The organism is Lysinibacillus sp. NPDC097279 (assembly GCF_044761745.1).
Lineage (GTDB): Bacteria > Bacillota > Bacilli > Bacillales_A > Planococcaceae > Lysinibacillus.
This window is the reverse complement of record NZ_JBIWDA010000002.1, coordinates 18,588-42,196: the sequence shown is the minus strand read 5'-3', so window position 1 is coordinate 42,196 and position 23,609 is coordinate 18,588. Positions and strand designations below refer to the sequence as shown.

The 23,609-nt window shown below is 36.5% G+C and carries 22 protein-coding genes; 2 read left to right on the top strand and 20 right to left on the bottom strand.

The window, feature by feature from the left end; genetic code table 11:
* The first annotated feature begins 34 nt into the window (after window positions 1–34).
* Window positions 35–526 (top strand): energy coupling factor transporter S component ThiW, encoded by a 492-nt coding sequence (gene thiW / locus ACIQ1H_RS10320; RefSeq protein WP_402888643.1) that lies wholly within the window; start codon window positions 35–37, stop codon window positions 524–526.
* 58 nt (window positions 527–584) lie between these two features.
* Here thiW and ACIQ1H_RS10315 read toward each other — a convergent pair whose 3' ends face one another.
* From ACIQ1H_RS10315 to ACIQ1H_RS10235, 17 genes are all read right to left on the bottom strand, one after another.
* Window positions 585–3,179, bottom strand: coding sequence for a VWA domain-containing protein (locus tag ACIQ1H_RS10315; protein WP_402888641.1), 2,595 nt, complete (start codon window positions 3,177–3,179; stop codon window positions 585–587).
* Window positions 3,163–4,908 (bottom strand): vWA domain-containing protein, encoded by a 1,746-nt coding sequence (locus ACIQ1H_RS10310; protein WP_402888639.1) that lies wholly within the window; start codon window positions 4,906–4,908, stop codon window positions 3,163–3,165. Before ACIQ1H_RS10310 ends, ACIQ1H_RS10315 begins: the two co-directional genes overlap by 17 nt.
* Before the next feature lie 11 nt (window positions 4,909–4,919).
* On the bottom strand, window positions 4,920–5,792 hold the full coding sequence (locus ACIQ1H_RS10305) for a DUF58 domain-containing protein (protein ID WP_173477942.1): 873 nt from the start codon (window positions 5,790–5,792) through the stop codon (window positions 4,920–4,922).
* Window positions 5,789–6,784 (bottom strand): AAA family ATPase, encoded by a 996-nt coding sequence (locus ACIQ1H_RS10300; RefSeq protein WP_173477943.1) that lies wholly within the window; start codon window positions 6,782–6,784, stop codon window positions 5,789–5,791. The genes ACIQ1H_RS10305 and ACIQ1H_RS10300 overlap by 4 nt, the downstream gene beginning before the upstream one ends.
* Before the next feature lie 11 nt (window positions 6,785–6,795).
* Window positions 6,796–8,259: a hypothetical protein gene (locus ACIQ1H_RS10295; RefSeq protein ID WP_402888637.1), complete on the bottom strand. Its 1,464-nt coding sequence runs from the start codon at window positions 8,257–8,259 to the stop codon at window positions 6,796–6,798.
* 12 nt (window positions 8,260–8,271) lie between these two features.
* Entirely contained in the window at window positions 8,272–9,117 is an 846-nt protein-coding gene (locus ACIQ1H_RS10290; RefSeq protein WP_402888635.1) for an ABC transporter permease, read from the bottom strand.
* Window positions 9,114–10,049: an ABC transporter ATP-binding protein gene (locus ACIQ1H_RS10285; RefSeq protein ID WP_173477946.1), complete on the bottom strand. Its 936-nt coding sequence runs from the start codon at window positions 10,047–10,049 to the stop codon at window positions 9,114–9,116. The genes ACIQ1H_RS10290 and ACIQ1H_RS10285 overlap by 4 nt, the downstream gene beginning before the upstream one ends.
* Window positions 10,049–12,439, bottom strand: coding sequence for a hypothetical protein (locus tag ACIQ1H_RS10280; protein WP_402888633.1), 2,391 nt, complete (start codon window positions 12,437–12,439; stop codon window positions 10,049–10,051). Before ACIQ1H_RS10280 ends, ACIQ1H_RS10285 begins: the two co-directional genes overlap by 1 nt.
* Window positions 12,440–13,127: 688 nt before the next feature.
* The gene (locus ACIQ1H_RS10275; protein ID WP_173478122.1) at window positions 13,128–14,015 is read right to left on the bottom strand and encodes a transcriptional regulator CcpC; all 888 of its coding nucleotides are present in this window, start codon (window positions 14,013–14,015) and stop codon (window positions 13,128–13,130) included.
* A 68-nt stretch (window positions 14,016–14,083) separates the two neighbouring features.
* Window positions 14,084–14,527 (bottom strand): cyclic-di-AMP-binding protein CbpB, encoded by a 444-nt coding sequence (cbpB, locus tag ACIQ1H_RS10270; protein ID WP_173477948.1) that lies wholly within the window; start codon window positions 14,525–14,527, stop codon window positions 14,084–14,086.
* 385 nt (window positions 14,528–14,912) lie between these two features.
* Window positions 14,913–16,157, bottom strand: coding sequence for an MFS transporter (locus ACIQ1H_RS10265; protein WP_402888631.1), 1,245 nt, complete (start codon window positions 16,155–16,157; stop codon window positions 14,913–14,915).
* The gene (locus tag ACIQ1H_RS10260) at window positions 16,154–16,921 is read right to left on the bottom strand and encodes a DUF2268 domain-containing putative Zn-dependent protease (RefSeq protein WP_402888630.1); all 768 of its coding nucleotides are present in this window, start codon (window positions 16,919–16,921) and stop codon (window positions 16,154–16,156) included. The genes ACIQ1H_RS10265 and ACIQ1H_RS10260 overlap by 4 nt, the downstream gene beginning before the upstream one ends.
* On the bottom strand, window positions 16,918–17,718 hold the full coding sequence (locus ACIQ1H_RS10255) for an arylamine N-acetyltransferase (RefSeq protein ID WP_402888628.1): 801 nt from the start codon (window positions 17,716–17,718) through the stop codon (window positions 16,918–16,920). Before ACIQ1H_RS10255 ends, ACIQ1H_RS10260 begins: the two co-directional genes overlap by 4 nt.
* On the bottom strand, window positions 17,705–18,418 hold the full coding sequence (locus tag ACIQ1H_RS10250; RefSeq protein WP_402888627.1) for a SagB/ThcOx family dehydrogenase: 714 nt from the start codon (window positions 18,416–18,418) through the stop codon (window positions 17,705–17,707). The genes ACIQ1H_RS10255 and ACIQ1H_RS10250 overlap by 14 nt, the downstream gene beginning before the upstream one ends.
* A 12-nt stretch (window positions 18,419–18,430) precedes the next feature.
* On the bottom strand, window positions 18,431–19,645 hold the full coding sequence (locus ACIQ1H_RS10245) for a YcaO-like family protein (RefSeq protein ID WP_402888626.1): 1,215 nt from the start codon (window positions 19,643–19,645) through the stop codon (window positions 18,431–18,433).
* Window positions 19,642–20,412: a hypothetical protein gene (locus ACIQ1H_RS10240; protein ID WP_173477954.1), complete on the bottom strand. Its 771-nt coding sequence runs from the start codon at window positions 20,410–20,412 to the stop codon at window positions 19,642–19,644. Before ACIQ1H_RS10240 ends, ACIQ1H_RS10245 begins: the two co-directional genes overlap by 4 nt.
* Before the next feature lie 93 nt (window positions 20,413–20,505).
* Complete coding sequence (locus ACIQ1H_RS10235; RefSeq protein ID WP_255639661.1) at window positions 20,506–20,634, bottom strand: hypothetical protein; 129 nt, start codon at window positions 20,632–20,634, stop codon at window positions 20,506–20,508.
* Window positions 20,635–20,790: 156 nt separating this feature from the next.
* Between ACIQ1H_RS10235 and ACIQ1H_RS10230 the strand changes: the two genes are divergently transcribed.
* Window positions 20,791–21,624 (top strand): alpha/beta fold hydrolase, encoded by an 834-nt coding sequence (locus ACIQ1H_RS10230; RefSeq protein ID WP_402888623.1) that lies wholly within the window; start codon window positions 20,791–20,793, stop codon window positions 21,622–21,624.
* Between the two features lie 54 nt (window positions 21,625–21,678).
* Here ACIQ1H_RS10230 and ACIQ1H_RS10225 read toward each other — a convergent pair whose 3' ends face one another.
* The 3 genes from ACIQ1H_RS10225 to ACIQ1H_RS10215 all read right to left on the bottom strand — a co-directional run bounded on the left by ACIQ1H_RS10225 (window position 21,679) and on the right by ACIQ1H_RS10215 (window position 23,509).
* Window positions 21,679–21,843: a hypothetical protein gene (locus ACIQ1H_RS10225; protein WP_402888622.1), complete on the bottom strand. Its 165-nt coding sequence runs from the start codon at window positions 21,841–21,843 to the stop codon at window positions 21,679–21,681.
* Window positions 21,844–21,965: 122 nt separating this feature from the next.
* A complete protein-coding gene (locus ACIQ1H_RS10220; RefSeq protein WP_402888620.1) occupies window positions 21,966–22,841 on the bottom strand; it encodes a helix-turn-helix domain-containing protein in 876 nt (291 codons plus the stop codon).
* Between the two features lie 428 nt (window positions 22,842–23,269).
* Window positions 23,270–23,509 (bottom strand): short-chain dehydrogenase, encoded by a 240-nt coding sequence (locus ACIQ1H_RS10215; RefSeq protein ID WP_173477958.1) that lies wholly within the window; start codon window positions 23,507–23,509, stop codon window positions 23,270–23,272.
* Between the last annotated feature and the right edge of the window lie 100 nt (window positions 23,510–23,609).

Genomic DNA, 23,609 nt, shown 5'->3' with positions numbered 1-23,609 from the left:
GATTCATCGCACAAAACTAAAAGGAGTAACTATCATGTCTATTCGAAAACTAACTACTATGGCTTTATTAGTCGCTATTGCAGTAGCAGGCTCTATTTTTGTCTCCATTCCAACTGGCATTGCACGTGCCTATCCTGTACAACATGCGATCAACGTCATCTGTGCCATTCTATTAGGTCCTATGCCTTCTATCGTCGTTGCTATCGTTACAGCATTGATTCGTATCTTAACAGGCACAGGCTCCCTTTTAGCGATTCCTGGAAGCGTCATCGGTGCGGCATGTGCGGCCTTTGCTTATAAATACAGTCGCAGCAATTGGCTTGCTGGTGCTGGTGAAGTATTTGGCACAGGTATTCTTGCCTCATTAGTCGCTGTTCCATATGCGCAATTATTTATGGGAACGTCTGTCGGTGCATTATTTTTTATGCCTGCATTTTTTACATCAAGTTTAATCGGAGCCTTTCTTGGCATGATGATGGCTAGCAGTCTACGGAAAACTGCGCCCCATTTTCTTATTGCGAAATAGCTATGTTTATAAAAAAAACGATGACACATGCGTTTTTCAATGTGCCATCGTTTTTTATTTATGAGCGTTTTTTCATTCCTTTTAATAACTGTGCAACATTCGTATCCTCTGACTGGACAGTCGCTTCTTCAACAGGCTTTTCTTTCTTATGCCTTGTTATAAAGCTCCAACCAAAGCGTCGAATCGTAATATCTACGAAGAATAATAGCATCCCCGTTAATAGTAACCATGTTGCAATATTTTGGCGCTCTGCTCCTTTGTTGGTGAAATTACGGAACACGTCTTGTGGTTCTTTCAAGACAGAGCCACCCGTTTGCTTCGTTAGTTGCTCGACAAGTGTTTCATTCACAGGACGTAATTCATATTCTGCACTGTACGGTACGCTTAGACCAGCCTGGTAAATAGCCTGATCTTCGTCAGCAATACGGAAAAAAATCAATCCTGGTTTCGCTTGCACAACTGCCCGTACTTGCGATGCGGAAATCGTTTCAAGCTGTAAATCAAGCTCCTCACCCGCTTCATCGACAGCGACGATATCTAAAAATGCTGCTTCATTTGTCGGATCAGTGATGAGAAATGAGCCATCTGTATCGAGTCGTACATCATAGGCCACATCATTATAGCTTGGTAGCATTTGCGAAATGATTGTTTGCCAAAATGATCCCCATTCCTGCCATCTTGCCCAGTCACCAGCCCATTTCCCTGTCGAATCTGATGTGAAAGCGAATGTTTTACCAAGCCCATATTGCCATAGGGCCAATACAGGGTCTTCCTTCTCACTTTCAGCTATCACAGCAGCTCCCTGCTTTGCCGTCGTGCCAATATATGCATTCATTTGTGGCACACCCTTTGCAAAAAGTGTATTCCATCCAGTTGCATTATAAATTGTAGGATAAAACGGATTGTCCTCTATATAAGTACGGGAAATCATCGCTGTTTCACGGGATAAAATTGAGGGAATTGTTTGTTCATCAATAACATCATAGAAACGACCACTACCCATTTCACTTAATGACTGAAGTAAGTTGCCATCTGCATCTTGTCCAATCGCCACTGTAGAAAGTGTAATCCCTTGTTCCTTCCCATTTTCAATTAAATCCTCATAATTGCCTGATTGCGACTGTCCATCTGTTAGTAAAATAATATGCTTTCTCTGCAATTTTAAATCTGCCAAACTATCATATGCTGCTGAAAGGGAGCTATATATTTCCGTACCCCCACCAGGCGTCACTGATAAAATCGTATCGACTGCTTCCTCTTTATTACCAAGGGGGGCCGTTTCGATGATTTCCCAAGGGCGATCATCGAAGGCAATAAACCCGAGCGTATCCTCATCACGTAACATTTCCACTGATCGTGCGGCTGCTTCTTTCGCTAGCTCTAATTTTGAGCCATACATACTTCCTGAACGGTCCAGTACGATGACAAGTCCTAGCGATGGTAATTGCTCTTTACCTTTTATCTCCATTTCAACAGGTAACAATGTTTCAATCGGCGTTTTGAAATAGCCACCCAAGCCAAAGCTATTTTCACCACCGACCATTGTAAAGCCAACACCGAAGTTTTTAACCGCCTGCTCAATAACACTCATCTTCGCTTCACCAACTAAGTGGCCTGGTACATTATCAAAAATAATAGCGTTATATTGCAAATAGCTAGAAAGTTCATTTGGCAAGCTTGCTGCATTTATCACATCATAGGAAATTGAATTCATCCCTAGCGCTACAGCAATAGGTGATGCCGTATCGTAGCCGTTAACAATAAGTAAATGTGGCTCGCTTTGCACCATTGTAATACTTGTTAATTTATTATTTTCAAAAATAGCATCCTGTCCAACTTGCACCTGTGCCTCATATTTTACAAGCCCCTCTGCAGTTGCCGTATGTTTATATGTGAAAACATTTGAACCTTTTGCAAGTTCCACCGACTCGCGATGAATGAGTTCATCATTTTCGTACAGTAATAGTTCACCTTGTTCTGCAGCTGTAGCATTTACTTCCGTTACAAGCTGCTGCTGTTCACCTACGTATGCTACTTGTGGTGTAACAAAGCTTTTAAGTGACACATCATTCGTCACGTTTTGATGGAACGGAACGACATCTATACTAATATTGGAGCCCTTTAGCTTCGTAGCAAAATCTAACGCACTGCCTTGGGTTTCATTAGCATCCGTTAGTAAAACAAGTCTCGTTGCCTTTTTCGGATCGACAATACCCGTAGCCAGTTGAAGGCTTTGCTCAATATTCGTTTGGTCAGTTCCTTTAACCTCTGTAAATTTAGGAACTTCTTTTAAAGATTTCGATAAAATCGCTTCTGTTTGGAGAGTTGATGAAAAAGAGTAAATCCCTGCAAGTTGTTCATCCTTTTTCGATTTCAAACTTTCCTCTATAAAACTAGTCATATCCGCTTCTGTGTTATTCATTGAAGCAGAACGGTCAACTAAATATAATACTTGCTCGTCCTTTACTGGTAATAAAATATAGGGCGCTGCGAGTGCGAAAACCAAACAACCGATCGCTATTACACGAATGCTCATGACGACTAGATGACTTTTTTTCAGGCGCATACGCTCATGCCAATAAGACCATCCAAAGTATATAAACAATGGTACTAATAGCAATAAGGCTAATGGCGTATCAATTCGTAAATCCACGGCGTCGTTGCACCTCCCACTCTGCTACAAGCAAACATAAAATAATGAGTATTAACCAAGGAACAAATGAAGCCTTTGATACTTCTTCCTTACCATTTGGCTGAAGTTCGCCAAGTGTATAACTTGTCCCTTCTTCTATTACACGTTCAGGTGCCTGTAGTTGCACGATAAGGCGTTTTTCTTCACTGCTTGAGCGAGCCGTGTAAATACCTGGCTGCATCGGTGCAGTTATTAAGCCATTAGTGATTGTCGATAAAAATTCATCGTCCTGAGAATAGACACTCCAATCACCTTGTGCTAACGCAACTGAACGTTGCTCATTTGGTACGAAAATGCCAAGAGAGCCTACTGATTCAGATAATTGTTGTGTCGCACTCCATAAAAATAACGGAAATGAAGGATATAACGGCCAGTCCGTATCAGCAATATCAGCTAAAACGATAATATCGCCTTGCGGTGATCGTTGAATAAATGGTTTATCAGCTACTGTGGCAATTGTCTTATAGCCATCAAAAGCAGGATACAGAGCACTTACATAAATATCATTTAACTCACTAAATGCAAATAAAGCATCGCTCGTTGTTTTGACCTCACCATTGATTTCCTTTTTTTCTACATCATCACGTCCAATTAACACTAACGGTCGCTGCATGTTTTGAAGTAATGACGTTTGGTTTGTTACGATGGTAGCATTTTCGTTATCCGTTAGTTGTAATGACGGTACTATCTTTACATGATCGCTAATCGATTGAAAGCCCTTTTGAATAAGTTGATGCATGTTTTGATCGACAACGATATTCGATGTAGCTGTTTGAAGCACAACTGATTGTTTATTATCCACCGCATAATCATCTTCCACATTAATGTTAGCTGTTATAGTATCCATTAACGGTAAATCTTTAAATGTTTTAGTCGTTGCCTCGTTTCCTGCTAAAGAAACTTGCTCTTCAATTACTACTTCACCTTGACTATTTTGTAGTGCAATTGTCAGCTCATGTTTCTGGTCGGTATCATTTTGTAACTGCACTAATGCCATTGTAGATTGCCCATCTGTCGTAGCGGCAAAGCGTGTTATCGCAACATTTGCTAACCCCTTCTCAGAACCATATACGAGCCATTTTACTGAATTTTTCTCCATCGGCAATTGCTTTTTATCAAGTGAATCTGTAAAGACGTAAATCGATGTTTGTGTATCACCGACAAATGCTTGTGCGACATCAAGTGCTTTATTCATTTGCGCAGTTTCATACGTTACATGTAAATCTTGTATCGCTTTTTCAATACTTTTCACATTCGTTTCCTGCTGTAATACTGCTTGTGGCGTATTGCCAGTTGTAATTAACGTGACAGGTCGACCTTCAAGTTGATCTACTAATGATTGCATTTCTTTTTTATGTGCATCAAATGTGGATTGCTCTTTGCCAGCGAGCATTGTAGCAGATGTATCCACAATAAATATCGTCTGCGCACCAGCAATAGTGCTTTTTTTCATATACGGATTCATTAGTGCAAGCACTAATAGGAGCAATGCCAGCAATTGCAAATAGAGCAACGCATTTTTTTGTAAATGCTTTAAATATGGGGAAACCCTTGTTTCTTGCATAATTTCAGACCAAAAAAGTGTTGAGGACACCGTTTGATCGGTATATTTTTTTCGAAAGAAATAATAGAGCAGGACAATGACCGGGATGATGACCGTCCAGCTAAACATAATTTGACTAAAGCCCAAAACGGCTCACCTCACCTAATCCAATGTGCTTTTAATAATTGCTGAAAGATTGCATGTTGCAACCCGTCCTCCACCTTAAGCTGCAGCTTACGTACACCAAAGCGACGGCAAATCGCTTCAAATTCCTCTTCGTGCTGGCGACGTCTTGCCTCATACGTATTTAGTACTTTTGATGACATTGTGACATTTACATCACGTCCTGTTTCACGGTCGAGTAAACGCACATCTCCTGCATAATGAGGGGATAGCTCCTCCTCCGTAACGATTTGTAAAATGCGGACATCACCTGCAAAACGGGGTAATCTTCTCAATAACTGCTCCCATTCCTCAATAGGTTCAAGCCCATCCGTCACGATGAATAGCACTGTACTATCCTTTGGTAAAGCCTTTAATGCACCTTGTGCAAAGCCTGCTGTGTAAGTTGCTTCTTCAATATCTGTTACAACTTGTAAAAATGCACGACGATACATTGCTCCTTTCCGACGAAAAGGTGGCTTTACGTCATCTTGCACATAAGTAAACGATAAACGGTCATCTCGTCCAAGTACCATTAAACCAAGTGAAGCAACGATTTGCCTTGCGAACGTCCATTTAGCCGAATCGCCCATTGACTTTGTTGCATCTAATAAAATATGCACGCGCATTTCTTGCTCGTCTAAAAAACGTTTAATAAAATATTTATCGGTTCTTGCAAAAACGTTCCAATCTACTTGTCGCACGTCATCACCTAAATGATATTCGCGAAAATCAGAGAAATCGAGGGATGCCCCGAAGCGCTGCGAACGATGCGAGCCTTTATGTTGACCACGCAATTTGGAGGCAGTCGCCACTTGGAAACGACTAATTTTCGCTAACCAATCTTCGGGCAATATGTTTTTTGTCATCGACTTACGCCTTGCTGTACTTTTTCTAAAATCACATCGATCACATCATCTGCTGTCTTACCTGAAGCCTCCCCTTCATAATTCAGCAGCATTCGGTGACGGAATACGGGCTTCGCCACTGACTTAATATCCCCTACAGATACATGAAAGCGTCCACTCATTAGTGCTCTAGCTTTCGCTAATTTAATTAAGCTTTGTAAGCCCCTTGGACCACTGCCATATTGTACATAGTGTTTTACTTCATCTATAGCTTCTTCTCTTTCTGGATGTGTTGCCACTACAAGATCTGCTGCAAACTCCAGCATCTCATCAGCAATCATCACTTCCTTAACCATTTGTTGTGCCAATATTAGTCCATCTGTATCCAAAACTTTTTGTAAGCTTACTTCTTGCGCACCTGTTGTCCGCTTCATAATTTCCATAAGCTCACTTTTCTCGGGATAAGGAACAAGTATTTTACAAAGGAATCGGTCCATTTGCGCCTCTGGCAACGGATATGTACCTTCCATTTCAATAGGGTTTTGTGTAGCTAAAACGAAAAATGGTTTTGCCATTTTCTTCGTATCACCTAAAATCGTAACTGTTTTTTCCCCCATTGCTTCAAGCAAGGCACTTTGCGTTTTCGGTGTTGCACGGTTAATTTCGTCCGCCAATACCATTTGACTAAAAATCGGCCCAGGCTGGAATGTAAATTGCTGTCTGCCGTCTGCTGTTCGCTCAATCATGCTTGTTCCTGTAATATCAGCGGGCATTAAGTCCGGTGTAAATTGAATACGAGAAAAAGATAAATCGAGCACTTCAGAAATTGTACGAATGAGCATCGTTTTCCCTAAACCTGGAAGCCCCTCTAACAGCGCATGGCCGTCTGCAAGGACTGCATATAACGTGTAATCAATTGCTTCTTCTTGTCCAACAATAAAGCGATGAATTTCATCCTTTACTTGTTGTAATTTCGTACCCATTTCAACATACTGTTGTTCTGTAAATGCCATATTTTCTCCTCCTACTGCTGCTCAATAGTCGTGAAATAAGATTGCACGACTTGTTGTAAATCCTTCGGCAATTGTAAACGCTCAGAGCTTTCTAAATAGCTATCTTTATACGAGCCAATTACTTCTTCATACGGTCGGATAGAACCTTTCGTAATCGGCCCATTTCCTTGTTGCTCCGATACATGCGAACCGTCCCCTAATTGCCCACTATCGACAGACGTTTCATTAGTTCCACCAAGTCTAGGTGTAGTTAATAAGTTGCGGCTACCTTGACCGCTCCCCGCACCTTTTCCAGAACCAGAACCAGAGCCGCTTCCTTGGCCTTGTCCTTGTCCTTGTCCCTGTCCCTGACCTTGCCCTTGACCTTGACCCTGACCTTGACCTTGCCCTTGACCCTGGCCTTGTCCTTGACCCTGGCCTTGCTGATTGCCTTGTGATTGCCCATTGCCTGTTGCTTGTTGGGAACCATTTTGTGAATTATTTTGCCCTTGCTGTCCCGCTTGCCCTTGTTGACTACTCGGCTGAGCGTTACCCGAAGTTTGATTAGCATTGGCATTACTTTGCTTGTTATTATTTGTACTATTTGCACTAGCAATCGCATTTTGTAACGTATTGCTTGCTGGTTTACCTAGATTGCTCATTGCAGTTTGTGTTGTATTTGCACTTTGTGTAAGCTGTTGCTGCATCTGAGCAAGCTCTTTCAACTGGGCGATTTCCTCTTTTGATAATGCATCATTGTTATTGTCTGCAGCGCCTTCATTATTCGCTGTTTGCTTATCTTTTAATTGCTGTTCTTTTAGAGCTAATTCCTTCTGCTTTTTCACAACTTCACGTAACGCTTCTTCCGCTGTTTGCGTTTCTTTTAATGTATTTTGTAATTCCTTTAACTGCTCTTTCACTTCTTTTGTCTCTGCTTTTTTCTCTAACTTGGCAACTTCTTTTTTAATGTCCTCAATAACCGCTTTTTCTTTTTCAACTTCAATCGCCTCGATTTGCGTTGCAGCTGGGAACATATAAAGTATTGCTAATACGACAGCTGTCACAAAAAGTCCGACGAATGCTTTAGGACGAAACAAACTCTTTTTTCGACCTTTAAATTCTGTAAATGCTTTATCCGACTTTTGCATTGCTTTCGCAAGTAAAGACTGTACGAGTGGATCTTTATCATCTTTAAAAGATAGTGCGGTTACTAATTCATTATGAGAAAAGTAATGATCAAGCGCATGCAATGCTTCCTTCTCTTTCACACGCCGCCACCACATTAAAATAACCGTAGCAACTATGCCTATAATAAAGGTAGCAACAGCAATCTGACGGTAATATGGCCATACAAATAATCTTGATACAAGGACGAGTGAAGCACTCGTAAGCAATGCTAAAAACAACCCGTACTGTGCAATTGGAAGACTTCTCTCAAAAGTTAAACTACTTTGTGCACGCTGAATAAATTTTCGTAATTGCTGTCGACGCTCCATGCTGTTTCCTCCTCATCGATTACTTTTCATATTGGCACGTAATTTTTTAATCGCAATCGATAAACTTAACACGATAATTACAATATAAATTACTAAATAGGTAATCCATACGGGGAATTCTACTCCGCTTAGCTCTGTTAACGCATCTCCCATAGATGGAGAAATCAGTGTAAGCATTAAAGCTCCTGGATTAATAGATGCCCAAAAGTATGTCATAAATGAAGTACTTGTTGCGATCGTATTGCCCATTTGATGGAATGCCATTGATAGGAAGAAGAAAAACGCAGTAATTCCTCCTAAAAAAATGATAGAGCCATACGTAGCTATCATGGCAACAATGGTTTTCTTCGTAATAGTTGAAAACATAACTCCGATGCTGCCAATTGCAACGACTGTTAATAAGTAAAATAAAAAGATTGAAATAAGCTGTGAAGGTGATACACCACCAAATAAAAATACTAAACTATACAACGGTAGCCCTGCGATTAACATTAATACTAAAAACGCCACTGATGATAATAATTTACCAATAATAATTTGTGTTGAACTTTGTGTCGTTGTTAGCAAAATATTTAATGTTTGCTTTTCTCGTTCACTACTAATTGCCCCTGCTGTTAAACTCGGGGTAATGAAAAGAACGAGTGCCATTTGTAAAATTGTCAGTACGGCAAACATCATAAAGCTCGTATCAGGTCTAAAGAAGCCTCTGCCAGTAAATCCAGTCGTCAGCAGTAAAAACCCTGCGATAAAAATACAAATCACCGCTAGATAAAACATTAAACCTGAAAAGCTTTTAAAAGAACGGAAGCGTAACTTCAATTCTTTCACGAGTACGGGGTTATAAAACCTTTCCATCATTGATTGTCCGCTCCCTTCGTAATGGCCATAAAGACATCCTCTAAATCTTTTTCTTCCTCACTTAATGCATAAATTGGTAAATCCGCAAGCATTGCTTTTTTCAGTAGCATAATTTGATCGCGGTCTGTTCCACGGTAATTAAAGGCAATTTCCAATCGATTGTCGATCACATCTATTGAAGAAATAAGTGGATCTTCCTCCAAAAATGCACGTACATCGTTTAATCTATCCGAAACCTTTATGACAATGCGTTTTTCTCCTTGTAACTGAGCTTGAATAGAAGCAACATTGCCATGAGCAATCAGCTTCCCATTATCTATAACGCCAATTTCATCACACATTTCAGCTAGCTCTGGCAAAATATGTGATGAAATTAAAATGGTTTTCCCCATGGATTTTAAATTTCGTAATATATCACGCATTTCTACGCGTGCACGTGGATCTAATCCTGAAGCAGGCTCATCCAAGATTAATACCTTTGGATCATGGATGAGGGCTCTTGCTAAACATAGACGCTGCTTCATTCCTCGCGATAGTAAATCTACATATTCAAAACGTTTATTTGTTAAATTGACGAGCTCTAGTAACTGCGGTATTAATACTTTACGCTCCTGTATGCCAATGCCATAGCTCGCACCATAAAAATCTAAATATTCGTCTACCTTTAGTTGATCGTAGACACCGAAGAAATCTGGCATATAGCCTATTTGTTTACGAACTTCTTTTGGTTCCTTAATAACACTTTTTCCATTAATCAATGCATCGCCTGAAGTAGGGGAAAGCAATGTTGCTAAAATCGAAAATGTTGTCGATTTCCCAGCACCATTGGCACCTACAAAACCAAACACTACCCCTTCCTCCAATGACAGATTTAAATGATCTAGTGCTATGAAGGAGCCATATTTTTTTGTTAAATCACGAATTTCAATCATTACTTCGCCACTCCTTTCAGCTCTATTTCAGGTAATTTTGTCTGCTCTCCAGTTTGATCTGGTCCAAATTTAATTTCTAAAAGCAGTTCACCCTTATCATTGAAATACTGGGTAATATCTTTTGTAAACACCTGCTTTGTATCAACTAATGGCTCATAGGCACTCGTTGTATTATTCCAAATTGACAGCTGCATACGTTTCACATCTTTATTAGAAATTGTGAGCTCATTTAAAGATTGAACGAAGCTCATAAAGTTGTCTGGCATCTCTATTGATAATTCATATAAGCCGTCTTGCATGTACCACGTATTCAACTGCTCATCTATTTTATCGAAATAGGCATTTGATGATTGTGGACTCAAATTATACGAAAAGTTGTTACGTTTCATCGTAAACGGACCAGACATTTCAACTTTTCCATCGAATGGCTGTACAAAATAGGAAATAGGCGACATTTTGACGCTTGTGTCAAGTTCTACGCCAACAATAGCTTGTTCTGCCCAAGCAGTAATGACAGGTTGTTTTTCATCTTCTACTAATAGAAGTGCTTGAGACTTCATGCGATCTATACGTAGTGGGTCAACTTCTTCCTTCTTCTTTGGATAATCATAATTATAATTATTAAAGTTTGAAGGCTTTTGAAGAACCGTTGTTTTCATCTCTTGATCTACCTTCAGTGTAGCATTTGGCTCAATATCACCAAGCATCACTTCTTTCGTGCCTGATATGACCGTGACATCCTTTAGAGCAAACGGGAAGTTATTTTTAACTGTTCCAGAAAGCTTTTCATCTTTTAATGTAATATCAACATCCATTTTACCAATATTTTGCGCTGCTGTTTTCCCTCCAAAAGATTGGACGGACCAGTAGCTTAAATCACGTAATGTTAATGTAGAGCCATTTGCGTGCTCCTTAATGTACGAAGATTCATGTAATGAACCCGCTGTACCAGTAAGATTATAGTTATTGCGGAATGCTAATGCAGAGGTGTTATTATCTGCATTCACAACAAAATCACCACTTCGATTGGTTAAAATGGATTCTACATAATAACCATTTACACTACTATCTTCATTTACTTTAAAAAATGCGGATTGTTGAACTTGTGGCTGTACTATACGATCTTTTGCACCAAATATAAATAATGCGATTGATAGGACAACAGAAATAGCAGGGATTACCCACCAAGCATGCTCTCGTTTATCCATTTTCTTTAGAACGAAGTAAAGGAGTGGACCAATTACTAAAATATAAAGAATAATGACGATAAGCATATAGCTAACAGACACTTCAAATGATGGGAATAACTCATTAATACTACCTAGCTCATAGGATAGCTGATCCATCGTAGATTGACCTTGCATTTGCGTTCGCTGAGACATTGTTTGAAAATCTAGCATTTTCGCTGTTAATGCCGCATAGCCATCCATTGATGCTAAAGGTTGATCTCCTAAAGAGAACGTTGTTTGTACAACCTCTCCACTACCAACCTGTTTCTTAGCTGCTAGTATAATATTATTGTCCTTTAATACAGGGATACTTCCTTTGTTTTCTGTTGCTGTATAAACAGGGATTGCTTGCGTGAAAATACCGCCTCCAGATAATTTTGTTAAGCTATCTGCTGAGACGCTTGTCGTTTGTTGAGATAATGAAAGTGGTAAATAGTCTTTAAAAACGCCCGCTGTTTCATTGATCTGCTCAGCGCCTCCAAGTAATAATGTACCGCCATCTTGTACCCATTTTAATAACGCTTCCTGTTGTTTTGGTGATAAGTCAGCAATGGCTATCTCATCTACTGCAATGATATTCGCCATCGCAAAGCCTTGCGCAACCTCTGGTAATGTATAGTCTTTTAATTGATTTAAATTAAATACTTCAACACTAGTGGATGGTGCAAATTGAGATAATCGCAAATATGCTGATAAACGGTCACTTTTATCTGTTAGCGTATAAACAAATGTGGAATTTGCTTCTAAGAAATTAGCTTGCAAACGTTTTGTTCCTTTATAAGCAACCTTTTTCCCTTTTTCAATATCGCCCTCATAAAAGGCAAATAAATCGGCATCGGAATAGCCGTAGTCAGCTAGGCTGTCTAAATATAATGTAAATGTTTTTTCCTCACCAGCCGCTATATCAATTGGAACGACTAGTGCTGATGCAGCCTGATAAGAATTAAAGGCATTGATGGCCATATCACCAGAAAAATCTGCACCATTATTTTTTACTGTTACTTGCAATGGTGTAACAGATTGATATTTAGCCTTTCCTGAAATTCCTGCCTTAGCTTGTACCTCTAAAGTAGGTGCTGCACTCGCCTCGGAGACAGGCAGAGCATAACCTACAACAAGCATTAATAGTAATATTAGTACTGTAATATTTATTTTTTTCAAAAGCTCAACCCCTTTTTCTTACTTTTAGATGATTACATAATTATACGTTTTATCGGGCATTTTGTTCCATTTCTTATGATATCTTCATGAATATTCATAAACTCTTAAGATTTAGGGAGCTATTGCTGATGTCCGCTTTGGCGGATGCTTTCCGCGGGCACAACGTAAGCCGCAACCCTCGCTAACGCGCGGTTTGGTGCGTCTTACTATACGTGCGTTCCCGCAGGAGTCACCGCCCTCCGCTCCAATCAACTGGTTAGGTAATGATAGTAGCTCCTTTCAATTACTACTTTAGCTTTGATTTCCGCTACGGGCGGGCGCTTTCCGCGGGCACACCGTAAGCCGCAACCCTCGCTAACGCGCGGTCTGTTGCGTCTTACTATGCGTGCGTTCCCGCAGGAGTCGCCGCCCTCCGCTCCAATCAACTGGTTAGGTAATGATAGTAGCTCCTTTCAATAACTACTTTAGCTTTGATTTCCGTCACGGGCAGATGCTCTCCGTGGGCACAACGTAAGCCGCAGGAGTCACCGCCTTCGCTACCATCAACTAGTGTGCTCTGCTAAATTTTTTCTTTGGCAGAAGGAAGTATTTCGTAGTTCTCCTTCCTATTAGGCATTGCAAAAAAGTGTTAGATTGACTGAAATCAATCTAACACTTTTTGTCCCAGACCCTTTTAGCATTGGGTTATTTATTTTGTATAATCAAACAGACATCGGGCATGATCTTGTACGACTTCTACAAATGCCTCCACTTGTCGTAATTCGAATGAAGACTCATAGCCAATTAACCATGTATCTCTAGTTAAACCGAATTCTTTTTCATCGTTTGTTAGTGCAATTTTATTGATATTATCATGCTCATTTAAAGTAATGGACGGTAAAATAGCATAGCCTATGCCATTTAGCGCCATCTGCTTACATATTTCAATTTGGTCCACTAAAATTTGTCTTCTTGGATTTGAAGCAAAATGCTGTTGCCACCATTGCTGTATTTCTTGATAATAATTCGAATCACTTTTGAATTGAATAAAAGGGCGATCAGTTGTTAACACATCTTCAACTGTTTTTAATTCCTGATCGACTAAGTACAATGTATCTCGGAAAAGATGAATCTTTTCACCTTTCCAATCGACCTGACCACGCACAATTCCGACATGGGCTTCTCCTTCATATAAAGCTTTTACAATTTCTGAGCTCCAGCCAGTCATAAGTGAAATTTTAGCTTCAGGATATTTTGTCACAAAGTCCTTTAATATTTGGGGCAACCAGTTTTGTCCAACAATTGAAGCACAAGCAATCTTTAATGTCCCATTAACTTTTGTCGTTAAGGATTGAATCATTTCAAAGATTTCCTCTTTTTTAGTGAGCATATCTGTTGCATAGGCAATAACATGCTCCCCTGCTGGTGTGGCTGTTAGACCTTTTTGTGAACGAATAAAAAGCTGTGCACCCCAATCTTTTTCAATCGATTGCAACCGTTGAGAAAGTGCAGGCTGCGATAAAAACAACCGCTCCGCTGCCTTACGCATATTACGTTCCTCAGCTAAAACTTTCAAAATTTCCGCCTCTGTTGCCATCAATTACCTAAACCTCCTAATACAAGTAAAGGGGGACCTCATGATTTTCATCTGAGCTCCCTCTTACACTACTTTTCTTTTTGATAGATATATTTTTTCAATTGCTTTAAAATAACGCGTCTTGTTAAAATCCCTGTAAATGTACCATCTTCATCTATAACACATAAAAATGCATGGTTAATAACCAAATCTAAAGCGCGTTGGAATGTATCCGTCATATTTAAAACGGCTATATTTTTCTCCATTATTGTATCCACTTTAATATCTGGTAATTTTTCATATTCAATATGCTCGAGACCTAGAATGGATTCGGTAATCATTTTCATGCTCAATAAACCTTGAAGTCGATATTTTAAATCTAATACAGGTATTGATGAGTACCCCGTACGTGTTAGAACAAGGAGTGCATGCTCAGCACTATTACCAATTTGTACATGCGCGACCTTTTCGGATGAAATAATAAAATCACTAATTGGCATTGCTAATAAGTCTTTGCTGTTAGTTGAAATCATGAAATTCTTCTCCTTTTCTGTCCTTGCTTTGCAGAACAGGATCCTTCTCTTTTATCATATCACAATGTTTCCGAATATGACCACGACAAGGTCAAGAAGAGTTTTTTATACACAACGCATAATATGGGCATTTCCCATTAACACCTTCTTCTGTTCTAAGCGTATTAGGAGGAATAATTTTATATTCTCCTGTTTTACAATAGATAATGCATATTTTAATGTACTATCTATTTATGTATGTAATGCTGAAATAACTTTATGTCGTTTACTAATAAAATTTCCTCATAACCCTTCGACTAAACCATTAAGGCCTCTTTCCATATACAAAATTCATTTCACCTGTTCTCTACAATGTACTTGCATATGGAAAGGACATTTGTTCCTGTTAACTTAAATTTTCAGAATTTTTTGTGTGCCTGACACCCAATATAATAAAAAATAGAATGCCTGTTAATATTTCCAGAGTGCCACTTATGAGTGGGACAAATCGGATACCTAACCCTTCGATAATGATACCAGTAAGTAATGCACCCAATTGAATTGCAGCCAATGTAACGGTATTCCACAAGCCAAAGACTCTGCCCTGTAGATTTTCTGGAACTTGAGTCTGCATAATATATCTTTCAAATGGAGCTAGTATAGCTGCGCCGATTGAAAATATTATTAGTGCAAGAATGCCTTGATATATCCCGTTAGTAAAACCGAATAGTATCCATCCTAATCCAATCAAGCCATAAATAAAGCTATAGTTAATTTTATTGCTTAGCATAAATTTTTTCTGCGCTATTTTATACCCAACAATAATTGCGATGAAACCTTCCGCACAATACAAAATACTAATTCCGTAATTTTGCATTTCATATATATTCGTTACATATTGCTGAAGCATTAAATTGAATGTCCCAATAATGATCCCCATTGAAAATGCAGAAATTAAGACGATTCCTACTAATTTATTTTGCTGTACAACTTTTAACCCCGTTATAAATTCTTCTTTAAAATTCTTTTCAGATTTTATTTTCTCACTAAGCTTCCAGTTACATAAATAAATATTAACCGCTGATATTAGATAGAGGAATGAGGCGATAATCCATGCTATTTCAAGGGGGAAAAATGATATTACTAGTCCCCCAATTGAGGCACCTGTCAGTCTTATAACACTTGTAATTGTATAACTTAAAGAGTTAGCAGCAACTAAATCTTCTCCATTAACGATATTTTTCACTACTTTTTGAGAGGCAATAGAGGAAAACGAATTTGAAATACCAATTATAAATCGAATAACAAAAAATAAAACCCAAGATATTTTCATATCTAATTGAGGTACAAATATATAAACTAAAAACAACATTGCATTTAAAAAATCAGCCAATACAATGAACTTCCTAATATTTACCCTATCTACAAATACCCCCGTAAATAAGCTAAATAAAATAGGTGCAAGTCCACTTATTGACCATAATAATCCTAACTGTATTCCATTTTGTGTTATTTTATCTAATAGCACTAGCATCCCAATAAACGAAATCCATGATCCTAAACCCGTAAAAATAGAGGACATTTGTAATCTTTTAAAATCGGGATACTTTCTCCATATAGACGAAATTGTATTTATTTTAATGTTAATCACCTATCTATACTAGTAGAGTTATAATAAATTTGATAAGGATTAAGTCGTATTAAATGCTCAAATTGTGTTTGGGGCGCCTTCTTCATAAATTTATTAACAATGTAATATCCCATCGTATAACCTAACCACAATGGATAATCCAACGTATTACCATACATAAATTTTTGAATTTCATCCACTTTCGTTAAAGAAAGCTTACGTTTAAAACGTCCTATATATTGATCTATTTCATTGTTACTTATAGCTGTTGCCCATCTTCCAACATAGTCTTTGCCCAGCGCATATTCTACAAATAATTCTGAGCAGCCTTCATCTATTATTACGTCTAGTAAAGTTTTGGGATCTTTCTTTTTGACGATTGTATTGCGAACAACATGCTGGTATTCATGGAAGGAAATACTGTGAATATATTTTGACTCCACCCTTTTATCAACATTTAAATACATAAAAATATTCGATGTGCCATCTGTATGTGCCAAAATTCCGTTCATTTTTTCTAAATAAAATCTATCTGTCGTAATTAACGGGAGAAGGAACACATTCGTAGGAACTTCTATTAAATTGTTACTCGCTGCCTGTATATAAGTTGCCACTTCATGTTCGATGTCATTATATAAGTTTTCCTTTTTATCATGTATCATTTGACTAAAACCAGTTTGTGATAATTGATTGATATCTAAAGCTGAGCTAAATATAACAAGCTTTTCTTTTACCTCGTCGATAGGTTTGTCAATTAAATTAATTACATTAACTATATCACTCACCTCATCTTGCTTTTATTATGTTGGTCCAATAAATAAATATAATCGTTCCCATCCACTTTAAAATTACTGACAAGTAAGTTCTTTAATTCTACTGAATTTGTATAGTCAAATTGAATATCTTGAATTTTTTCCCCTTTGTAAAATTCCTTATAGCTATTGTTAACTAGAAATAAAAAAGTCTCTGGATTCTTCCACTTATTAATATATAAATTTTGAAGAAATGTATTGTCTTCATGCATAGAATTTTCCCATTCGCACCAAAAATCATTCACAGTTAGGAAACGCCCATCCCACCATTTTGCGGGTTCTCCACCACATAGAAGAGTGCCACTTTGCGTTTCAGGCACATAGCGCCATTCAACAGAATGCACATGATTAGTTACAATCCAATTTTCTCTTAAAGGAAAGGGCTTAAATAACGGTGCCCAAAAACCAACATCTACGTAATACTCTTCTGCATCATAGCTGACAACTAACGCAAAATGTAGCTCCTCTAATTTAATTATTTGTACGTCAAAATGAAGTGCACGTAACAGATTATAAAGACCCCACGTGAGATGAAAGCAGGTCCCTCCATAACCATTTACACGAATAGATTCAATATATTTATTCACATCTGCATAATTCTCTTTTACAGTTTTTTTAGCATTATAATCTTGAAATTTTCGAACTGTATCGAATGGTATTGCTAACTGGTGATTTAAAATAATTCGTGAAAGTAACTCAAAACGCGGCAGTTGTAAAAGCATAGATTCATCAATGTTTAATAACCTTAAATATTCTTTATATGCCATCATCTAACCCCCCTTTTTGACCAATACAATATAAATATAACGGCACTTCATCTAACGGTAGATTTAGTGCACGATGTAATTTGTCATCATAAAAGCCACCAATAGCACAACAACCTAAATCTGGATTATCTATCATTGTCCTCGAAATATTTTGACCTATATGCCCCGCTTCAAGAAGGGCGTATCTATATCCTCTAGCGCCATATTTATTAATTATTTCTTCCATTCTTGCCGTCATTACTATGACAAAGGAAGCACTATAAACAAAACTATTATTAATCGGTAGAAATGAGTCAAACGGGATTGCATCACGAATATAATTTAGCTTTGCTTCTGATCTAAGATAATGATAAGTTCCTTTTAAATAATGACTAGCAGATGTTAGTACATACATTTCAATTGGATATAAACCACCTGCTGAGGGGGTTAAAGATTTAATTTCATCCCCCTTTCTCTCTAAAAAGTAACTCTTTTTTAGTATTTGTAAAAGTACTTCCATTGTTAAATCCACTTGTTCATAATTTCTAAAAGAACTCGTTATAGTACCGTTCACATTCGGTACATCACCATAATTTTTATTACTAAGTGGATAATATTTGCCGTTACTATCTATAGTAAAACTTTTCCCCGGAGCATTTAAAATTTGCGAAAGATAGTTTTTTGAATTGTTATGATAAAACTCGTATATATATGAATCTTTCAAATAAAGCCCTCCTTATGGAAATGGGTGTGGTTCTAGATTTATTTTTCTCCCTAATTTAGAAGCTGTTTCTTGTAATCTTGGACAATTGAGTAGAGGATCATTAATTGAGAGAAAACACAAAGTGGGTATTATCACCCTTACAACGGATAATCCCATTTGTTTTACATCTTCAGTTGTAATTTCGCTATAATATATTTTATGACCTAGACGATTTATCCTTTCGACTGCATCAGTAAATTGCATACGATGGTTTTTGGCAGCAATTTTAGGTAAAGAACTAGGCAGTAGTTGCGATAAAATTTCATCATTATTGCCAGCTAAATAATAGAGCGGATGATCATCTAAAGTCGATGTATGGTCAAGTTTTTTAGGAATTGGTTCTTCATAGTGATGAATTAACTCAGAATAAATAGAAAATCCTCCCAAACCCTCTTCTAATGACTTTCTTATAGCTTGCAAATATTCAAGTGAGCTAGCACAACCTAAGTAAAATCCAGCATTCCCTTTAACTTTTACAACAGTTAATATTGTAGGAACTTCTAAATCGGTAGTTATATCATACAGACGCAATTGTAGATTGCTATTTTCCGCAAGCTCTAATAGCCTTTTTATATATTCATTGTGAACCGTATTTAAATCGATTTCTCCTCTAACACATCCAAGCAACCAAAATTGAATAAACGCATCACGTTCTATACACTCATTAAAGCCACTTAATACCGCCTTATCTAAATTTTGACCACACGCCAATCCAGTAGAAATTAAATCCCGTAATGGTAAATGATTAGGAGGTGATGCTAAAAAAATGAGTTCAAATGGAACTAATATTTTTTTATTATCTACGACATCCTTAGCCTCAACCCATGTTCTCTCTTCATGAAAGTTGACCTCTTTGTACTTCGTATTATTTTTGTATTGTTCTTCTGTATATCGAGTAATGATTGTAGGGTTAAGTGCCTGATGGCGAATATCAGCATATTTACCGACATAAATGTCTTTCATATGAAACTGATTAGCACAATACCTCTCAATACTCTCCCCAATTGCAGCAGATCGAGCATGCTCCTTATTTATTGAAAAGCCAGAGCCGCTACTTAAATGTTGATCCCCATTAATGACTGCTAAATAGCGAAATAATCTAGGTGACCCTGGCAATGGTTGAATTTCGTTTATTGTTGAAATAAAGCTTGCTCTCAAAGTATCCTCAATTATTATTTGATTACTCATAAACTAACCTCACCCCTACAATACTCACAGTCAGGCATTTGGAATACAGGGTATTTTTTTATTTCAAGTTCCTCCACATCAAAGACGATTTCAGTATTAAAACAAAGTGTTGGCGTTTTCGCTCTACAATACTTTAATAATTCCTTCTCCATAAAAGGTGCTAGAAAAGCATCTAAATTGCCTAAACTTTTATTTTTTATAGGCTCTTCTTCTGCTCTACTAAGACGTTTTTCGAAGCAATTGTAACAAGGACCCCCATCAGGAAAGAAAATCGGTCCCATAAAAATTTTAGAATAGCTAAAGGAATACTTTAACCATGGGACTTCAATCGCTCTTAAACGTTTATGTACCTGTGAAAAAAAACTACTACCATCATTATCAAGTGCTATTACAATGTCTGTATTTTCTATAGAGATATTTTCTAAAGTTGTACAAGTAATAATTTGATTTAAAGTAGGAATGTCAAAAATTCGTTGTAACTTCTCACTTTTTAAACTTCCAGAAACTATGCTCACTTTCAACAATGGTGCTTCATTAATGGACACAATCCCAACTTTCTCTAAATCACTTATATTATTCAATAATTCGTGTTCTTCCATATGCACTAATTCACTTATTTTTGTCAAAGGAATTGTTCCTGTTAAATAAGGAAATAGTTCATTAAAATTTGTTACACCTTCTCCATCTATCTCATAACCTACTCTATCATTAATAAATATTAGCTTTTCAGATAAACGTTGTAGTTCCCCGTTTGATTGAATATACATATTTATCACCTCAAAGTTGCAAAAAAGTAGCAAATTTAAAATTCGCTACTTTTTTTAAATTTTTATATCTAGATGGTACGAAAATATTTGCTCTTATTTTTTTAATGGACGAGCTTCACTTCCACCTCCACAACAGCAACCAGCTTGAAGTAATTGTTGTGAATCTTTTGTAGTTTTTGTGTTTAATGCTTGAACATCTACACTTTTAATTGTTAATTTCATATTTAACACCTCCTTGTAAATAATTATACTAATTTTTAATATTTTTACAATAAGTTTATTTATTAAATTATAAAATTATTTATTTTAATTAGTGTTTTATAAATAAATTTATTACATTAGTGTTATAATTAGAAAAAAAACAATTGGAGGAACCTTATGTGGACACAAAATATGATTGAAACCCCTCGAGGTAACTTTGAGTATTTTCAAATGGGTAGTGGAAAACCAATATGTATTACACATCAATATACAGAGTTTAATAGTAAGGGCAATATCTTTGCTGCGCCTTTTACTAAATACTATACGGTCTATTTAATTAATTTAAGGGGCTGCGGAAACTCTATTGATTCAACATCACCTGATGACTTTAGTTTTATGAATAGTGTTAAAGATTTGGAAGCTATCAGAATTGCACTAGGCTTTTCACAATGGAGCTTTGCAGGGCATTCTGCTGGTGGTATGTTGGGTTTAATTTATGGGATAACGAATCCTAATTCTTTACAAAAAATTATAGTAGGTGGTTTGTCCGCATCGTCAAAATATATGTCGCATCCAGATAGCATATATTGCAAGAGTAATCCGTATAATTCGAAGTTATTAGAAATTTTAAAACTTCTTAAAGATCCTTCTAAAACTTTAGAACAACGAAGAGCATTAAATAAAGAGTGGAATCTAATGTCCTTTTATAAAAAAGAAGATTATGACCGCATAATGTCTCGACCTAATAGTGGAAAGGCAGTAAACAAAAGATTAGATTATTTTATAACTACTGAATTAAAAGACTATGATGTCACTGATAGATTAAAAGCAATAAAAATACCAGCTTTTATTTATTGCGGAAGGTTTGATACACAATGCCCTTTAGTTTTTTCTGAAGAAATTGCCAAGGCAATTAACCATTCTAGCTTAACGATATTTGAAAAAAGTAGTCATAACCCTTTTGTTGAAGAAGAAGAGGCATTTCATCATTTCGTTAAGTCTACTAAATAAAGAAAGAAGCTATTCCCCCACGTATAGGAGGAATAGCTTCTTTTCAACATAGGATTAGTGTTGGCTTGGTAAATCAGGTATATCCAGAACTTCTATTATATTGACTACTTCAATATTTTTCGGACTATCCACCATTGTTGTCGGCGTAGTTGCTGGTCCACTAATAAAAGTTACGAAAAGAGTAGATACTACTAAAAATTGCGCTATTATTTTCTTCATATATTACCCTCCTTTTGAAATATTATACATAAATATTTTGATTTTTTCAATAAGTATTTTTATATAAATATTTTTTATTAAAAAATTCCCGATAGCAGATTGCAATCAGGAATCCATTATTGTTATCGTTTTTCAGTGAAATAATCCAATTTTACTTTTTCTATCACATCAAGGAATTCATAGTTTCCTTCAATTTCAAAAATATGCTGCGCTTTCTCAAAATATTGTTCTGACTCCTTGACCCTATCTAAAATAACTAAGTTTCTACCTATTTGGAAATAAAGCTCTCCCAATAAATATAGTGACTCTTCTGTAACACAGATTTTAATTGCCTTTTTACATTCCAAAATAGCTTCTTCTTCTCTTTTTAAAGCAACTAACGTTTTAGATAATCCATATAAAATCCTAATCTTTAAAACACTATCTTTTAAATTACTTAAATCGTATTCCGATTTACATTTTTGGAAGAACTCTAAAGAATTTTCATACTGTTGTACTTCAAAATAAATGATCGCAATACTATTATTTATACTAATAGTTTGCTCACTGTAATTTTCTTTACCAGTTAATTTTAATGCAGTGTTTAATATATCTATAGCATTTACACTATCTTTATTTAAATAAAAATCACATATGCCCTCATGCCATAGTAAAAACTGTTTGTCTTCATTGCTGCTAAAATTCGCTTTTTCTTTTTCAGTTTTGACAATATAGTTTATCGCTTGATAATCTCGATTTCTAATTAGTTTCCTTATTAGTTTTTTTGTTTCCTCATTATCATCATGATGAGTTTTCATTGAATTTTGTCCGAAGAAGTAGTTAATATCTAACTTTAATTTTTGAGCAATTTTAAATAACACTATACTAGATGGTACACTTTCACCTTTTTCAAAATTACTTATCATCGCCTGCGTACAAATTCCATCTGCCAGCTCTGCTTGTGTAATTCCTTTATCCTTACGTGCTTCTTTTATTTTACTTGAAATAAGTTCTAACATAATTCTCCTTTTCTTCTACAGTATATTTGATTCTTATACTTACCTAATCACTACATTTTTTTATGTGAGCGCAACATGGTGCAAATTTTTTGAAGAAATTTGTTATTATATATTATTACTTATAATATAAACTCCTTATCATTATAACTATTCTAATAATAAAAAAGTAATATGTCCATAACTCAATTATAGCTTCAAAAATATTAAGGAGTGTTTATGTCATTCATTTTCAAATTTACGGTTAAAAAGAAAAAAGTGCTGTCGCTCCAATTATTTGAGCTCAGCACCGATTAGACGTTTAATTAAAGATAATAAAAAACACCTTATAATTTCTTTATTTTAAGGAAAAATAATAGTTAACACTTTAGCTTTTGCTTTTATTAAAAATGAAGTACCACATGTAAATGTGATACTTCATGTAAATCATGTTAATATCCTATTTTACTCCAGTAGTAAAAAATCATAATCCCTAAAAAAAGTAAAAAAACAATATACACCCAAACGATTGGATTCAGCATTGTTGCAAATTCTTCGACTGTCCCTGAAATCGGTTTATCTTTCTCCGATTCCCGCTCTGAAGTCATTTTGGCAATTCGCATTGTTGATACAAAGGAAATAACCGCAATGATTGTAATCGCAATTAGAGCTGGTATTAACCACATACCCATAGACAAAACTCCTTTCTTTGTCCTTAGTATGCATCAATACAGCGCTTCATTATGCAATGATTTTTTTCAAGGCTTTAAATGCTCCCTTTCAAAATGAGGA

What these genes read in the sequence shown, in the direction of transcription:
- ACIQ1H_RS10215 (WP_173477958.1), bottom strand. Translation starts at nt 23,509, where the DNA reads ATGGGTATGTGGTTAATACCAGCTCTAATTGCGATTACAATCATTGCG.
- ACIQ1H_RS10220 (WP_402888620.1), bottom strand. Translation starts at nt 22,841, where the DNA reads ATGTTAGAACTTATTTCAAGTAAAATAAAAGAAGCACGTAAGGATAAA.
- ACIQ1H_RS10230 (WP_402888623.1), top strand. Translation starts at nt 20,791, where the DNA reads ATGTGGACACAAAATATGATTGAAACCCCTCGAGGTAACTTTGAGTAT.
- ACIQ1H_RS10235 (WP_255639661.1), bottom strand. Translation starts at nt 20,634, where the DNA reads ATGAAATTAACAATTAAAAGTGTAGATGTTCAAGCATTAAACACAAAA.
- ACIQ1H_RS10285 (WP_173477946.1), bottom strand. Translation starts at nt 10,049, where the DNA reads ATGATTGAAATTCGTGATTTAACAAAAAAATATGGCTCCTTCATAGCA.
- ACIQ1H_RS10275 (WP_173478122.1), bottom strand. Translation starts at nt 14,015, where the DNA reads ATGGCAACAGAGGCGGAAATTTTGAAAGTTTTAGCTGAGGAACGTAAT.
- cbpB (WP_173477948.1), bottom strand. Translation starts at nt 14,527, where the DNA reads ATGATTTCAACTAACAGCAAAGACTTATTAGCAATGCCAATTAGTGAT.
- ACIQ1H_RS10300 (WP_173477943.1), bottom strand. Translation starts at nt 6,784, where the DNA reads ATGGCATTTACAGAACAACAGTATGTTGAAATGGGTACGAAATTACAA.
- ACIQ1H_RS10255 (WP_402888628.1), bottom strand. Translation starts at nt 17,718, where the DNA reads ATGATGGCATATAAAGAATATTTAAGGTTATTAAACATTGATGAATCT.
- thiW (WP_402888643.1), top strand. Translation starts at nt 35, where the DNA reads ATGTCTATTCGAAAACTAACTACTATGGCTTTATTAGTCGCTATTGCA.
- ACIQ1H_RS10245 (WP_402888626.1), bottom strand. Translation starts at nt 19,645, where the DNA reads ATGAGTAATCAAATAATAATTGAGGATACTTTGAGAGCAAGCTTTATT.
- ACIQ1H_RS10295 (WP_402888637.1), bottom strand. Translation starts at nt 8,259, where the DNA reads ATGGAGCGTCGACAGCAATTACGAAAATTTATTCAGCGTGCACAAAGT.
- ACIQ1H_RS10305 (WP_173477942.1), bottom strand. Translation starts at nt 5,792, where the DNA reads ATGACAAAAAACATATTGCCCGAAGATTGGTTAGCGAAAATTAGTCGT.
- ACIQ1H_RS10240 (WP_173477954.1), bottom strand. Translation starts at nt 20,412, where the DNA reads ATGTATATTCAATCAAACGGGGAACTACAACGTTTATCTGAAAAGCTA.
- ACIQ1H_RS10225 (WP_402888622.1), bottom strand. Translation starts at nt 21,843, where the DNA reads ATGAAGAAAATAATAGCGCAATTTTTAGTAGTATCTACTCTTTTCGTA.
- ACIQ1H_RS10290 (WP_402888635.1), bottom strand. Translation starts at nt 9,117, where the DNA reads ATGATGGAAAGGTTTTATAACCCCGTACTCGTGAAAGAATTGAAGTTA.